17 protein-coding genes and 1 pseudogene are annotated in these 14132 nt (G+C 69.6%); 8 read left to right on the top strand and 10 right to left on the bottom strand.

Annotated features, from left to right (window positions below; genetic code table 11):
- Window positions 1-109 precede the first annotated feature (109 nt).
- Window positions 110-619: a WhiB family transcriptional regulator gene (locus ABD235_RS22870; RefSeq protein WP_344177289.1), complete on the bottom strand. Its 510-nt coding sequence runs from the start codon at window positions 617-619 to the stop codon at window positions 110-112.
- 620 nt (window positions 620-1239) lie between these two features.
- On the opposite strand from ABD235_RS22870, the gene ABD235_RS22865 reads away from it, so the two are divergent.
- Window positions 1240-2037: an HAD family hydrolase gene (locus ABD235_RS22865; RefSeq protein ID WP_344177287.1), complete on the top strand. Its 798-nt coding sequence runs from the start codon at window positions 1240-1242 to the stop codon at window positions 2035-2037.
- Between the two features lie 3 nt (window positions 2038-2040).
- Here the strand turns inward: ABD235_RS22865 and ABD235_RS22860 are convergent, their stop codons facing one another.
- Both ABD235_RS22860 and ABD235_RS22855 read right to left on the bottom strand, forming a co-directional pair.
- Window positions 2041-2646, bottom strand: coding sequence for a bacterial proteasome activator family protein (locus ABD235_RS22860; RefSeq protein ID WP_344177285.1), 606 nt, complete (start codon window positions 2644-2646; stop codon window positions 2041-2043).
- A gap of 126 nt (window positions 2647-2772) precedes the next feature.
- Window positions 2773-3303 (bottom strand): CGNR zinc finger domain-containing protein, encoded by a 531-nt coding sequence (locus ABD235_RS22855; RefSeq protein WP_344177283.1) that lies wholly within the window; start codon window positions 3301-3303, stop codon window positions 2773-2775.
- 25 nt (window positions 3304-3328) lie between these two features.
- Here ABD235_RS22855 and ABD235_RS22850 point away from each other — a divergent pair, with 25 nt between their 5' ends.
- Window positions 3329-3457: a hypothetical protein gene (locus ABD235_RS22850; protein ID WP_344177281.1), complete on the top strand. Its 129-nt coding sequence runs from the start codon at window positions 3329-3331 to the stop codon at window positions 3455-3457.
- Here the strand turns inward: ABD235_RS22850 and ABD235_RS22845 are convergent, their stop codons facing one another.
- Entirely contained in the window at window positions 3458-4039 is a 582-nt protein-coding gene (locus ABD235_RS22845) for a TetR/AcrR family transcriptional regulator (RefSeq protein WP_344177279.1), read from the bottom strand. It abuts the gene before it with no gap.
- Window positions 4040-4102: 63 nt separating this feature from the next.
- Window positions 4103-4675, bottom strand: a complete 573-nt coding sequence (locus ABD235_RS22840) for a TetR/AcrR family transcriptional regulator (protein WP_344177277.1) — start codon at window positions 4673-4675, stop codon at window positions 4103-4105.
- A gap of 72 nt (window positions 4676-4747) precedes the next feature.
- Between ABD235_RS22840 and ABD235_RS22835 the strand changes: the two genes are divergently transcribed.
- On the top strand, window positions 4748-5161 hold the full coding sequence (locus ABD235_RS22835) for a VOC family protein (protein WP_344177275.1): 414 nt from the start codon (window positions 4748-4750) through the stop codon (window positions 5159-5161).
- A 21-nt stretch (window positions 5162-5182) separates the two neighbouring features.
- Here the strand turns inward: ABD235_RS22835 and ABD235_RS22830 are convergent, their stop codons facing one another.
- From ABD235_RS22830 to ABD235_RS22815, 4 genes are all read right to left on the bottom strand, one after another.
- Window positions 5183-6160: an NAD(P)H-quinone oxidoreductase gene (locus ABD235_RS22830; RefSeq protein WP_344177273.1), complete on the bottom strand. Its 978-nt coding sequence runs from the start codon at window positions 6158-6160 to the stop codon at window positions 5183-5185.
- A 23-nt stretch (window positions 6161-6183) separates the two neighbouring features.
- Complete coding sequence (locus tag ABD235_RS22825) at window positions 6184-7086, bottom strand: phosphotransferase family protein (RefSeq protein ID WP_344177271.1); 903 nt, start codon at window positions 7084-7086, stop codon at window positions 6184-6186.
- Window positions 7087-7255: 169 nt separating this feature from the next.
- A complete protein-coding gene (mobA, locus tag ABD235_RS22820; protein WP_344177268.1) occupies window positions 7256-7834 on the bottom strand; it encodes a molybdenum cofactor guanylyltransferase in 579 nt (192 codons plus the stop codon).
- Window positions 7834-8625: a carbon-nitrogen hydrolase family protein gene (locus tag ABD235_RS22815; RefSeq protein ID WP_344177266.1), complete on the bottom strand. Its 792-nt coding sequence runs from the start codon at window positions 8623-8625 to the stop codon at window positions 7834-7836. Before ABD235_RS22815 ends, mobA begins: the two co-directional genes overlap by 1 nt.
- Before the next feature lie 112 nt (window positions 8626-8737).
- On the opposite strand from ABD235_RS22815, the gene cobC reads away from it, so the two are divergent.
- The 4 genes and pseudogenes from cobC to ABD235_RS39925 form a co-directional block, all read left to right on the top strand.
- Window positions 8738-10048, top strand: coding sequence for an Rv2231c family histidinol phosphate aminotransferase CobC (gene cobC / locus ABD235_RS39930; RefSeq protein ID WP_425553159.1), 1311 nt, complete (start codon window positions 8738-8740; stop codon window positions 10046-10048).
- A gap of 125 nt (window positions 10049-10173) precedes the next feature.
- Window positions 10174-10710, top strand: coding sequence for a BatC protein (locus ABD235_RS22800; RefSeq protein WP_344177263.1), 537 nt, complete (start codon window positions 10174-10176; stop codon window positions 10708-10710).
- A complete protein-coding gene (locus ABD235_RS22795; protein ID WP_344177261.1) occupies window positions 10707-12155 on the top strand; it encodes a cupin domain-containing protein in 1449 nt (482 codons plus the stop codon). The genes ABD235_RS22800 and ABD235_RS22795 overlap by 4 nt, the downstream gene beginning before the upstream one ends.
- A pseudogene (locus ABD235_RS39925) lies at window positions 12152-13009 on the top strand (sucrase ferredoxin); the annotation flags it as partial. The gene ABD235_RS22795 and the pseudogene ABD235_RS39925, both read left to right, overlap by 4 nt.
- A gap of 233 nt (window positions 13010-13242) precedes the next feature.
- On the opposite strand, the gene ABD235_RS22790 reads toward ABD235_RS39925, so the two are convergent.
- On the bottom strand, window positions 13243-13410 hold the full coding sequence (locus ABD235_RS22790) for a hypothetical protein (protein ID WP_344177258.1): 168 nt from the start codon (window positions 13408-13410) through the stop codon (window positions 13243-13245).
- Window positions 13411-13438: 28 nt separating this feature from the next.
- Here ABD235_RS22790 and ABD235_RS22785 point away from each other — a divergent pair.
- Window positions 13439-14132, top strand: a 694-nt coding sequence (locus tag ABD235_RS22785) for a hypothetical protein (protein ID WP_344177255.1), incomplete at its 3' end; no start/stop codon positions are given.

The raw sequence follows: 14132 nt of genomic DNA, 5'->3' as shown, positions 1-14132 counted from the left end.
GGTTGGACTCAATAGTTCATCAAGGCAACAAAAGGCCCGGAATCCCTGCTGGTGCAGGGTTCCGGGCCTTTGCTGTGACCGATAGACCGCTGGCGGGCCGAGTATCGGATCAGGCGACGCGGGTGGTGCCGGTGCGCGGTGCGGGGCAGGGCTGGTCCACCACGGCGTCGAACGCGTCCAGGACGGCGCTCACCTCCGGACGGGCCCGCGGTGCCTTGGCGGCGGGGCTCTGACCACGGCGAGCCCTGCGCAGGTGGCGTTTCACGGTCGACAGCGAGCATCCGAGCCGCATCGCGAGCGACTCGAGGCTGTCGTTGGGGTACTGGGTGCGCAGCCGGAGGACCTCTTCGTGGCTGACCGGCCGGCGGGTCCCGCGGGCCCCGGCGAGCTGGTCGAAGTCGTCGGCCTGGACCTCGACGTCCAACAGGTTGCGCATTGAACGACGTTGTACTGCAGTGGTTCCGGCGACGAAGCCGCTGACGTCGTGCTCGGCCACCGCGCTGAACAGGCAGTCGGTGAACAGCGGGCAGGAAGCGCAGACCTTCTTGGCCTCCCGGACCAGTTGCTCGTACCGCTCCCTGGTCCGACGGGTCGCCGACGCGGGCGGCGGCTCCTCCATCAGGCGGTGCTGGAAAATGTCAGATCGTGCGATACAGCCGGTCATGGCCCCTTCCATGATGGAAGATGTGTCGACAGCCGCGCGGGCGGACCTGGCCCCCGGTGGGTTGGCGGTGTTGACAGTCATCGTGGCTCCCCAAGTTCCAGGACCCGGTGAACGAACGATGAAGTCTGTTCGAACACCCGAGCCCACTAGCTGATGGACCGACGCTCGTTGCCGACCCACCCCTGTTGGTCCGGCGCTAGGCGCACCGATCCATAACTGTTGACGCCACCGATCCGGATTTGGTTGCACCCAATTCCGCACCAGTTCCTCGACGTTCTTCCGGCGTGGGTCGGACCGGATGTGATGATCCGGAACAAGGCGTACGACGCGTGCGAACCGCCCCTGGTTCCCCGCCAGCCACCGCATGAAATCATGCGCAAACCGTGCAGCGCAGGGGAACTTGCTGCCTTTGCAGCATCCTGCCGTAACGGTCTGGTGACGTTGTTCAACCATCAATCAGATTGCACGGAAAACGGTCTCCAGATGGTTGCGCGATGACTGTTCGAGGGAGTAAGGGGACTTTCCCGAAAGGGCCGAAAGGTCTGCCCACAGACCGTTACGGTAGGGAGGTGTCGATGCGCAGAACACCCCGCCTGGTGGCCACCGATCTGGACGGCACGCTGGTCCACAGTGACTCCACCATCTCCCCGTTCACCCGAGCGACCGTGCTCGCGATCCAGGAGGCCGGTGCCGTCTTCGTGATGGTCACCGCCCGGCCGCCGCGCTGGCTGCACGACCTGTCCGACCTGGTCGGCGCGCACGGTGTAGCGATTGTTGCCAACGGCGCCATTCTGTACGACGTCGCACAGCGGAAGGCGATTCGCACCCGGCTGATCGACCCGGCGGTCGCGCTGGAGATCGCGCAGGCGATCCGGACCGCCGTACCGGAGGTCGAGTTCGCCATCGAGCGACCGGACCGCTACGGACAGGAACCGCACTACCTGAACCGCTGGCCGAAGCCGGACGACACGTTGATCGCCGCGCTCGACGAGCTGCTCGCCGAACCGGCCGCCAAGCTGCTGGTCCGGCATCGCAGCCTGCACTCGGACGAACTGCTGGCCCGCGTCGCGCCGATCGTCGGCGAACGAGTGGCGGCCAGTCACAGTGGCGGCACCGGCCTGGTGGAGATCGCCGCGAGCGGCGTCTCGAAGGCCGCGATGCTGGCCGATTTCGCCGGGGAGCAAGGGATCTCGGCCGCCGAGACGATCGCCTTCGGGGACTCTGTGAACGATCTGCCGATGCTCAGCTGGGCCGGTACGTCGTACGGCGTGGGCAACGCGCACCCCGAGGTGCTCGCCGTCGTCGACCACGTCTGCCCGACGAACGACGAGGACGGTGTCGCCACCGTCCTCGCCGAGTTGTTCAACCTCTAGGAACTACAGGTACATCCCGCCGCTGCCGGGGCCGTCGGTGTTGCCGTTGGCCTGGGGGCCGCCGGGGAACGGGCCGCCCTCGGGGAGCTGCTGGCCGCCCGGGAGGGCGCGGCGCATCTGCTCGAGCTGCTGGCGGGCCGCCATCTGCTGGGCGAACAGCGCCGTCTGGATGCCGTGGAACAGGCCCTCCAGCCAGCCGACCAGCTGGGCCTGCGCGATCCGCAGCTCGGCCTCGGTCGGGGTGCTGTCGTCGGTGAAGTCGAGGCTCAACCGCTCGAGCTCCTCGACCAGCTCCGGCGCCAGACCGCTTTCCAGCTCCTTGATCGAGGCCTCGTGGATCGCCTTCAGCCGCTGCCGCGACGCCTCGTCGAGCGGAGCCGCCTTCACCTCTTCGAGCAGCTGGCGGATCATGTTCCCGACCCGCATCACCTTGGCCGGCTGCTCGACCAGCTCGGTCACCGAGCGTGGTCCGTCGGTCGCGTCGTCGTCCTCGTCACGCGGCGGTCCCTCGACGGCCATCCCGTCCGGCCCGACGATCAGGACCTTGCCGTCCTCGGTCCGCGCCCCCGCCATCGGGACTTCCTGGCCCTCGTTGCTCTCCTCGCTCATCTCCCCATCCTAAGAGCACCCCGGCGTGGGGTCTGTGGGTGAGCACCCACGGTGTGCCCGTGGGCCGCGCGGCGTCCTCCGCTCCTCCGCGTGCGCCCCTGCGCGCGAGCGCCGTTTCTTCCCGCCTCAGGCGGTGCGCGCGCGGTGCCGGCGTACGGCGTCGCGGTTGGAGCAGGCCGGACTGCAGTACCGCTGCTTCCCGCCGCGCGACAGATCGGCGTACACGTTCTCGCAGCCGTCCATCGCGCACCGGCCCAGCCGGGAGATCCCGCGGCCGGCCAGGTGCAGCGCCGTACCGGTGCTGATCAGCGTCGCGACCAGCCGCCCGACCGGTACCTCGAACGGCCGGTAGTGCATGTGCCACCCGGTGCCCGCGTGGTTGGTCAGCCGCGGGTGCTCGGTGTACTTCGCGAGCATCTCGTTGACCAGGTCGACGCGCTTCTGCTCGTCGGACGCGTCGACGACCGCGAGCCACTCGTCCAGCACGATCCGGACGGCGACGACGTCGTCCTCGGTGACCTGCCCGTCGCGCAGATGGCTGCGGTCGACCCCGCTCTCCTCGCAACGCGCCGCCAGTTCGGCCGGTGTCGAGGCCGGGTTGGTGACCAGGTTGACGGCCAGCAGGACGGCGTCGGCGCCGTAAGGGTTGAGATGCACAATGCCATTACAGCACGATGGATCCATGACCACCACACATCAGCACCGCTGGCAGGTGCGATCGTCGCATCGCGTCAGCGAAGGATTCGTCGTCTACCGCCGCTGCCTGTGCGGCCGGTGGGACGTCAAGACGATCGATGTCAACGGCAACTGACTAGCCGAAAAGCCTGCCCAGGTGGGCATTCAGCGACTGGTTCAGGTAGGTGTAGCGCTCCTCGGCCGGCAGCGTGAGGCCCTGGATCACCAGACCGTCCAGTACGGCGAGCAGCAGGCCCGCCTCGGTCTCGGTGTCCGTCATCTCGGGCAGGTCGCCGTCCGCGATGGCCGTGTCGAGCAGGCGCGCGAACGCGACCCGCAGCTCGGCGTCGGTGGTCGCGGCGATCCCCGCGAGCATCGGTGAGGTCACCGACGCCGCGCTGAAGGCCAGCCAGACCCGCGCGTCCCGCGCGCGCTCTTCGTCCAGCGGCAGCCGGAGCTCGAGCGCCTGGCGCAACACCTTGCGGGGTGGACCGGCCAGATCGATCGTCGCCAGCTTCTCGTCGAGCCGCTCGCTGACGTGCCGGAAAGCCGACGCGACCAGCTCGTCCTTGCTGCGGAAGTAGTACTGCACCTGTGCGAGCGAGATCCCGGCCGCCGCCGCGACGGTCCGCATCGTCGCGGCCTCGAGGCCACGCTCGGCGATCACGTCGAGCACCGCGTCCAGCACGTGCGCTCCGCGCCGCTGTTCCCCAGTCACATCTCCGACGGTAGCCCTTGGCAACGACAATCGGGGCTCGATCCGTGTTACGAATGGATCTGGCTAGGTCTCACGGGTCAATCTGCGCACCAGTTGCTCCACGGTCGCGTCGACGTCGTACGGATGGCCGACTCCCGGCGTCAGCCGGTCGAGCACCAGCCCGTCGATCGCGAAGTGCAGCAGGCGAACCTCCTCCGCCCCGCCCGGCAGTCCGGCGTTCACGTGGAACGAGACGTCCGCGTCGAATCCCTGCCGCAGCGTCCGGGTCAGGATCTCGTGCAGCTCCGGCCGTCGCGCGGCTTCGAGCCGGAGCTCGAACAGCGCGAGCGGCAGTTCGGGTCGCTCGAGGAGTCGCTCGACGATGTACCGCACGTAGTCGACGACCAGGTCGACCGACGGCTCGCGCGCAGCCAACGGTCGCAGCCGGTCGTCGGTGGGCGCGAGGCGCTCGAAGATCCGCTCGCCGAGCGCTCCGAGCAGGGCGTCCCGCGTACGGAAGTAGTTGGACGCCGTACCGGCCGGCAGGCCTGCTGCGGCGTCGACCGCGCGGTGGGTGAGGCCGCGGGCGCCGGCGTCGGCCAGGACGGCGAGGCCCGCGTCGGCGAGCTGGGCACGGCGTTCCGGATTGCGGGGCACGTTGACAAGATTAGCAGGTGTCCACTACAACTGTCGTACTCAACCACAACAGCTGTAGTACTAGGAGCGCGTATGCAACCCGCCGCCTTCGGCGCCACCGTCGTCACCGCCCACCCCGCGAAGGTCGCCGCCTTCTACGCGGAGTACTTCGATCTGGAGGTCACCATCGATCTGGGCTGGTTCATCTGCCTGCGCCGCGGCGACGCGTCGTGGGAGCTGGCCATCTCCGAGCGCGGCCACGCATCGGTCCCGGCCGCCGTCTCGGCCACCACCGAGAGCTCGAACGTGTTCGGCTTCGTCGTCGACGACGTCGACAAGTTCGCCGCCCGCCTGGTCGAGGGCGGCGTCGAACTGGCCACCGAGCTCGTCACCGAACCGTGGGGCCAGCGGCACTTCTACGTCCGCGACCCCGAGGGCACCTGGCTGGACGTCATCCAGCTGGTCGCCCCCGACCCGGAGTGGCTCGCCGCCAACACGCCGACGTGAGCCCCGGCGTACCGACGAAGGTCAGAGCGTGAGAAGGATCTTGCCGCTCTGCGTCGACTGCTCGAGCTCCTCGTGCGCCGCGGCGACCTGCTCCAGCGGGTACGTCGCGTGCACGATCGGACGGACCTTCTTCGCCTCGACCAGCGGCCAGACGTGCCCGACCACCTCGGCCAGGATCCGGCCCTTGTCCTCGACCGACCGGCTGCGCAGCCCCGTGGCGGTGATCGAACCGCGCTTGGCCATCAGCCGGCCCAGGTCCAGCTCGCCCTTCACGCCGCCCTGCATGCCGATCACGACGATCCGGCCGTCGAAGGCGAGCGACTTCACGTTGTCGGTCAGGTACTTCGCGCCGATGATGTCGAGGATCACGTCGGCGCCGGCTTTGCCGGTCGCCTCCCGGACCACCGAGGCCCACTCGGCTTCCTTGTAGTTGATCGCGACGTCCGCGCCGAGCCGGGTGCAGAACTCCATCTTGTCCGCGCTGCCGACCGTGCACAGCACCCGCGCGCCGTGCGCGACGCCGAGCTGGATCGCCATCGTGCCGATCCCGGACGCGCCACCGTGCACGAGCAGCGTCTCGCCGTCCTTGAGGTGCGCCGTCATGAAGACGTTCGACCAAACGGTTGCGACGACCTCGGGCAACGCGGCGGCGCTGACCAGGTCGAGGCCGTCCGGCACCGGCATCACCTGCGGCGCCGGGACGACGACCTTCTCGGCGTACCCACCCCCGGCCAGCAGCGCGCAGCACTCGTCACCGACCGACCAGCCCTCGACCTGCTCACCGACGGCACTGATCCGGCCGGACACCTCGAGCCCGATCGTCCCGGGCGCACCGGGCGGTGGCGGGTAGTGCCCTTGCCGCTGCAGCAGGTCGGCCCGGTTCACCCCGGCCGCGACGACCTCGATCACGACCTCGTCGACGTTCGGCGTGGGGTCCTCGATCTGACCGATCGTCAGGACCTCGACACCACCGGCTCCTTCACACACGACAGCTCGCATACTCGCCACCGTACTGCGTCCACTCAGCCCGCGACGCCGCGTGTGCCGAGGATCTCGGCGATGTCGTGCGCGATCGAGTCGAGCGGATGGGTCAGGCCTATCACCGTGAACCAGTCCCATAGCTCGAGTGCATGGAAGAGCCGGTACGTCGTGGTCCGCTCCTCCCAGTCGGCCGGCAGTTCGCCGTACCCCTTGAGCAGTCCGTCGAGCTTCGCCTGGTCGTCCTTGATCGAGTAGTACTGCGCCTTCGCGAGATCGAGCAGCGGATCCGCGGCGATCGCGTTCTCCACGTCGACGATCCCGTTCAACCGCCAGGTCTCGGGGTCGACGAGCAGGTTCCCCTCGTGAAAGTCGTTGTGACACAGAACTGGCTCTGTAGCCGCCACCGGGTGCTCTTCGACGTACGCCGTCATCCGCTGGTGCAGCTCGACATCACCCCCAAGCTCCCCGAACTCCTGCAGCTTCTTCGCGAACTGCCGCGCCATGTACTGCTCATTGGTCGGCAACGGCTCCAGCACCCGATCAGTCAGATACCCGTACGCCGGCTGAGCGATCCGGTGAATCCGCTCGAGCAACTCGCCTGCCTGCTCGTAGACGGTCCCGTAGTCCGCGCCGCTGAGCTCCGACAACGGCACCCCATCCACCTTCGACAACACCGTGAACGCGAACCGCTCACCCGCCGGCTCCACATGAACGACGGAAGGCACCAACTCCCCGACCCGGGGCGCCAGCAGCCCGTACACGTAAACCTCTTTCGCCTGCTTCCAAGCCCACTCCGGCTCGTAAACCTTGACGACCACCGCCGCGCCACCGGTGCTCCGAACCTCGAACACACTCGACAACTGCCCACCCGACCGCGGCAGGACCGTCGCGATCTCCCACCCAGGCAAGGCCGTGCCGATCATCCCCGCGACGTCATGATCCATCGCGCCACCGTAGGACGCGGCCAAGCAACTCAGCGACCGATTAACCGGCCCCGCTACCCCAGGCCGCGTCCGCCCTCTCCGGCTTCGAGGGCTATAGCTTTTCTCTGGCCGCCGCGACCTCAACCCCGTGCGACCTTCCCGGCCACATCCCCGCCCTCCTCAAGCACATCTACTCCGTCGGCGCAGCAGTCTCCGGATCATCCAGATCGGCCCACGTGTCAACATCCCGACCTGCCCGACTCGGCTTACTCCACAGCATCTTCAGCGGAGCAAACGTCCTCCGCACCGACTGATCCCGCGGATCACCAACAGCCTCCACCGCCGCCGTCAGCGCATCCCGCCGGTACGCCGCCGCAAGTGGTTGCTCTCGGCCCCCAAGATCCCGCAACCCGTGCCCGTCGTACCCACCCAACCCATCGACCAGCCCCGCGACATCACCAGCCGTCAACCACGGCAGATCACACGACAAAAGCACCACCACCGGCGCCGTACCAAACCCCAACCCCGCCGCAACCCCCGCCACCGGCCCACCCGCCGGCGGCTCCTCCTGCGTCCACCTCACCACCCGAGCAGTCGCCCGCTCCGGCCCGACCACCACCGTCGACTCCGCCGATTCAGTTGCCGCCAGCACCCGATCGAGCAGCGAAACCCCTTCCAGCACAAGCGTCGCCTTGTCCACGCCACCGAACCGCCGCGACGCCCCACCCGCCAGCACCACCACGTCGTACGCCGTACCAGACGCACCCATCAGCGCGGCGACACCGTGAACCGCCGATTCGCCAGCGAAGGATTCCGCTTCCGCACCTCCGCCAACCGCTCACCCGCGATCTCCGCCACGGCAAACCCGTCCGCCTCACCAACCGCCGCAATCGCCACTCCCTGCGGGTCGATCACCTGGCTCAACCCCGAGTACTTCCGCCCGTTCTGCGCCGCCGACGCCACGTACACCGTGTTCTCGATCGCCCGCGCAGTCAGCAGCGTCGTCCAGTGGTGCTCCTTCAACGGCCCGCGCACCCACGCAGCCGGTACGACGAGCACGTCAGCTCCCGCATCCACCAACGCCCGCGACAACTCCGGGAACCGCAGGTCGTAACACGTCATCAACCCGAACTTCCGGTCCCCGACCTTCACCACCACCGGCGCCACGTCGCCCGGCGTCAACTGGTCCGACTCCTTGTACCCGAAGGCGTCGTACAGGTGGATCTTCCGGTAAGCCCCGAGCAGTTCCCCGTCCGCGCCGACGGCGAGCAACGTGTTGTACGGCCGCCGCTCGTCGCAGCTCCGCTCGAACATCCCGGCCACGATCGCCGTCCCGTGCTCGAGCGCGCACTTGCGCAGCGTGCTGACGAACTCCCCGTCCAACGCCTCGGCCAACGGCCCGACCGACCCGCCCTCGACCGCGAAGTCGGCCATCATCGCCTCCGGCAGCACCACCAACTCCGGCCCCGCGGCCGCAGCCTCCGCCACCCACCGAACCACAGCCTCCCGATTGGCAGCCTTGTCGTCAGAACTGGCCCCCTGCACCACGGCGATCCTCATACCTCCATGGTGCCGCATCAGCCCCCCACCCCGCGGGCGACCGAACGTCGTACCGAAACCGCTCCGTGGGCAGACGGGAAGGACGACGAAGCGCCGGGTTAGCCTCCTCCACGTGGCTGTGGACGGATTCGACCTGGACCATCACGGAGACCTCGAAGTCGGCGACGGGCTCGTCGATCTCGCCGTCAACGTCCGCGCCGGCACGCCACCGCCCTGGCTGCTCGACGAGATCACAGCCAGCCTGACCGACCTCGCCGCCTACCCCCGAGCCGACGCCGCGACCGCCGCCGTTGCCGCGCGCCACCACTGCGATCCCGGCCAGATCCTCCTCACCGCGGGCGCCGCCGAGGCGTTCGTACTGATCGCCCGCGCCTTCCGCCCGCGCCACCCGGTCGTCGTACACCCCCAGTTCACCGAGCCCGAGTCGGCCCTCCGCTCCGCCGGCCACCTCGTCGACCGCGTTGTCCTCCGCCCCGAGGACGGCTTCACGCTCGACCCGCAGGCCGTCCCCGCGGACGCGGACCTCGTCGTCATCGGCAACCCGACCAACCCGACGTCGGTCCTCCACCCCGCCGAAACCCTCCGCGAACTCGCCCGCCCCGAACGCATCCTCGTCGTCGACGAAGCCTTCATGGACGCCGTCCCCGGCGAACCGGACTCCCTGGCCGGCGCCCAGCTCCCCGGCCTGATCGTCATCCGCAGCCTCACCAAGACCTGGGGCCTCGCGGGCCTCCGCGTCGGCTATGTCGTCGCGGCCCCCCAGCTCATCGAGCAACTCGCCGCGGTCCAGCCGCATTGGCCCCTCTCCACTCCGGCCCTAGCCGCCGCCATCGCCTGCAGCACCCCCCAAGCCACCGCCGAGGCCCTCGAAGCGGCCCGGGCGTTCGACGCCCAACGCACCCACCTGCTCACCGGCCTCACCACCAGGCCGTACGCCGGCCCCGCGCTCACCTCGCCGTACGCCGCAAGCCCGTCCACCACCCCGCCGAACGCCGACGGTCCCGCTCTCGCCTCGCCGGCCCCCGCCGCCGGCCCCGCCACCACACTGCCGGACTCCGCCGGCCGGGCAACCACCCCGTCGGATGCCACCTCAACCACCGTCCCACTGAACCCCGGCGGCCCCGCTCCGCACGTCGACACCCCAGCTCCCATCTCGCCCGCCGGTGCCAACCCACCCACCGAGCCGACCCACCTGCTCCCCACCCACCCCCAAGTCCGCGCGTACGGCGTCCCCCGCGCCCCCTTCGTCCTCGTCCACGTCGACGGCGCTGACCAGCTCCGCCAGGACCTCCGCGAGCGCGGTTTCGCCGTCCGCCGCGGCGACACCTTCCCCGGCCTCGGCCCCGACTGGCTCCGCATCGCCGTACGCCCGGAGCCGATCACCGACGCGTTCCTCAAGGTCTGGTGGGACCTGCTCGGCTGAGCCCTTCCGCCGGTCCGGCCGATCGCCGTACAACTGACGGGAGCTTGTGATCCGCCCTGGGGTTTAGTCCCGATCTACTTTGCGCACAGGGTGGGCACCGCAAGTCCCTCGAAAGGAGCAGCATCATGGGTCTGAACGACGACGACATGACCACCTCGTCCGGCGACGGTGAAGGTCTGGCTGACGGGGGCGCGACCCCTGGTGCGCACGACGGCGGTGCGGACGGCGGTGCCGACAGCGGCGCAGGCGGCGGTGGCGGCTACGGCGGGGCTGAAGGCCCGGCCGACGGCGGAGCAACGCCCGGCGCGACCGACGGCGGCGCCGACGGTGGTGCAGGTGGCGGCGGAGGTTACGGCGACGCCGAAGGACCGGCTGACGGCGGGGCAACGCCAGGTGCGACCGATGGTGGTGCCGACGGCGGCGCGGAGGGCCCCGCGGACGGCGGCGCGTCACCGGGAACGAGTGACGGCGGCGCCGACGGCGGTGCCGGTACGGAAGGGCCTGCGGACGGTGGTGCCTCGCCAGGTGTCAGCGACGGCGGCGCCGACGGAGGAGCCGACAGTGGTGCCGGCAGCGGCGAGGGTCCGATGGACGGCGGAGCCGATCCGAACGCGACCGACGGCGGCGCGGACGGCGGTGCCGGCGACTCCGGAAGTAGGTGAGCGTGGTGCCGGAGACCGGGCCGCTGCCGGACGGCCGCCCGGCTCTCCGGCGCTGCGTCGCCGGAGATCCTGAGGAGTTCGCCACCAACTACTGGGGCCGCCGAGCCCTGCTCTCCCCAGCAGCGGACCTCGCATCGAGCGCGCAGTCGGCTAGGCCGGGCGCGGCATCGGGCCGACCCGCGGGTGAGCCCGACGCGGACCTCGCGGCTGGCGAGCCCGACGCGGACCTCGTAGCTGGGGAGCGGGCGTCAGGCGTAGCGCCCGACCAGGCCGGCTCGGCAGGCGAGCAGCCAGCCCCGGCAGGTTTCGCTGACCTGTTCAGCCTCGCTGCCGTCGACGAACTGCTGTCCCGCCGAGGACTCCGTACGCCGTTCCTGCGCATCGCCAAGAACGGCTCGGTGGTCGGCGACAGCCAGTTCACCGGCTCCGGCGGGGTAGGTGCCGAGATCGGCGACCAGATCCGCGATGACAAGGTCGCCGCGCTGTTCGCCAGCGGCCACACCGTCGTACTGCAAGCCCTGCACCGCACCTGGCCCGCGCTGGTCGACTTCTCCACGCAGCTGGCCTCCGAAGCAGGCCATCCGGTGCAGATCAACGCGTACATCACTCCGGCCGAGTCCCAAGGCTTCTCGGCCCACTACGACGTGCACGACGTCTTCGTCCTACACGTAGCCGGCGAGAAGCACTGGACCGTCCACGAGCCGGTCCACCTCGACCCGCTCCGCAACCAGCCCTGGACCGACCACTCCAAGGCCGTAGCCGAAGCAGCCCGCGAGCAGCAGCCGGTAGTAGACGCCGTACTGCACCCAGGCGACGCCCTCTACGTCCCCCGAGGTTTCCTCCACTCAGCCAAGGCCCTGGGCGGCGTGAGCGCTCACCTCACCATTGGCCTCCACACCATGACCCGCTACCTCCTCATCCAGGAGTTAGCCGCACTGGCCGCCAACGAGGTAGACCTCCGCACAGCCTTGCCGCTGGGCTTCAACCCAGGCGATCCCGCCCAGCTAGCCCCCGAACTGGAGAAGGTCGTAGCCCTCTTCGCCGACCACCTCCACACCGTCACCCCCGACGACCTGGCCGACCGCCTCCGCCGCCGCACCTGGTCCGGCAACCGCCCGGCCCCCCTCCCGCCCCTGGCCCACGCTCAGGCAATAGCCGACCTGGCCATCGGTACGACGCTCCGCCGCCGCCCAGGCCTGAACTACCACCTGGTCCCAGGCGCCGCCCCCGCCGAACCCACCCCAGCCTCCACTGGCACCCCGGTCCGCCTGCACCTCCCCGACCGCACCATCACCTTCCCACCCGAGACAGCCACCGCCCTGGCAGCAGCCCTCACCGGTACGCCGTTCGCGGTCGGCGACCTCCCCGACCTTCCCCCGGAGGACCAACTGGTCCTCACCCGCCGCCTCATGACAGAAGCCGTGCTCGTCGCGAGCCCTGCATGACCCAACCCCCAGGCGACCCAGTCGCCTCCGCACCACCTCCGAGTCCGACCGCCCCTCCGCGGTCGGACTCGAACTTCGTCCCCCCACCCCGCTACCGCCCCGAAACCGGCTGCGCCGCCTCCGCCGACAACCGCGGCGACCCCCTCTTCGCCTCAGCCCCACCCGCCGAACGCTGGCTCCTCATAGAAGCCAACACCCCCTGGCCCCGCATCGCCCTAACCGCCCTTCACCGCTCCACTCCCAACCCCAGTACGCCGCAAGCCGCCCTCAACCACCCCACCCCCGCGGCCCCCACGCCGCCAGCCGACCTCGGCTCCTCCACCTCAGCCACCCACACCCCGCAAGCCGACCCCTCCCGCCCCGCCGCGCAAGCCGCACCCTCCACCGCCGCCGACACTCTCCCCACAGAGATCGCCCAACTCTGCGCCCAACTCCGCTGTCGACCGGTACTCATCCGCCGCCACGGGCGGTCACCCGCCGACACACCCCGCCGTTGGTTCCTAGTCGACTCACGTCCAGGCCACGAGTCCATCCGCACCGGCGAACTCCCCACCGACGAACACCTCCTAGCCGTCCTCTCCGGCAAAGACCCCGGCACCCTGACGACCGACCCGATCTACCTCGTCTGCACCCACGGCCGCCACGACGCCTGCTGCGCCGTCCGCGGCCGCCCGGCCGCCGCAGCTCTCACCGCCGCCTACCCCGATCGAACCTGGGAATGCAGCCACATCGGTGGCGACCGCTTCGCCGCCAACCTGGTCTTTCTACCCCACAGCCTCTTCTACGGCCACGTCCCCGCCGACCAAGCCGTCCCCCTCGCCGAGTCCTACAACCAAGGCACCATCACCCCCACGTACTACCGAGGCTCCGGCGCTCACCCACCCCCGGTCCAAGCCGCCCAACACTTCGCCCGAACGACCGGCCATTCCCTGGCCATCAACGCCCTGCACCCCCTAGTAATCACCCAACCAACGCCAAACCACTGGTCAGTAACGCTCTCGACCCGTGACTCAGCCCCGAACGACTCCACCACCCCAGCAGGTGATTCAGCCTCAGGTGATCCCGCCCGAGGTGACTCCGCCCCACCTCACGCCCCGATCCACAGCCGAACCATCACCGTCGAGGTCCGAGCCGAGATGGTCACCGTCGACGGCCAGATGACCTGCGCCGCCAAACCGCCAGGCCAGGTCCGCCATTTCACCCTCGCCGCGCCCATCAACAGCCAAGCGGCCGGCTCGTAAAACCAACTCTCCATCGGCGCCGCACCCTGACATCATCAGCTCGTGCCGCTGCCCTACGTCTACAAAGTGACGAAGTACGACCCCATCGACTGGAACGAGCAAGGCCGGTACGTCGGTCCCGAGGACGAGCGGAGTGACCACGGCCCGAAGGAGGCCGCCTATCTCGCGGCAGTCGCAGCCTTCGCCGAGGACAGCGGGATCACCGAACTCAGCATCCGCGAACCCGAAGTCGCCGGGTTCGTGAACTTCGGCCTCGAGGTTCCCATCGAAGGACACGGCTTGGCCGGCCTGTTCGCACCCGACCTCAGCGACTACCACGACGGCGCGGTCGTACCGATCAGCACCGCAGTCGAACTCGTCCGCGCAATGCTGCGAGACAACGGCGCCTGGTGCCGACTCGAAGCCGAGGGCCGCTTCGAGGTCCACATCGGCTACGACCAGTACATGTACGTCGGCACCCACCTCGCCTGCGAACGCGCCGTAGCCTCTGCCACCAGCCTCGGCCTGTTCCCGGTCCGCATCAAGCAGTCACCGTGGGACAACTCCGCCGAAGAACCAGGCCCTCCCGCCGATGCGGCGTTCTGGGCGCGCTTGACCGACCTCGCAACCCATCACGGCACGATCCTGCTCTGTGAGTCGCCCGCCCGAAACCTGAACCGATGGCACCGCCTGACCGCCGAGACCATTGCCGACCTCCAGCTAGCACCGCCCGCAAACTTCGCACCGCGCGCAGACC

This window comes from Kribbella lupini (assembly GCF_039529595.1).
Lineage (GTDB): Bacteria > Actinomycetota > Actinomycetes > Propionibacteriales > Kribbellaceae > Kribbella > Kribbella lupini.
The sequence above is the reverse complement of the archived record's forward strand: the minus strand, read 5'-3'. Positions and strand labels throughout refer to the sequence as shown.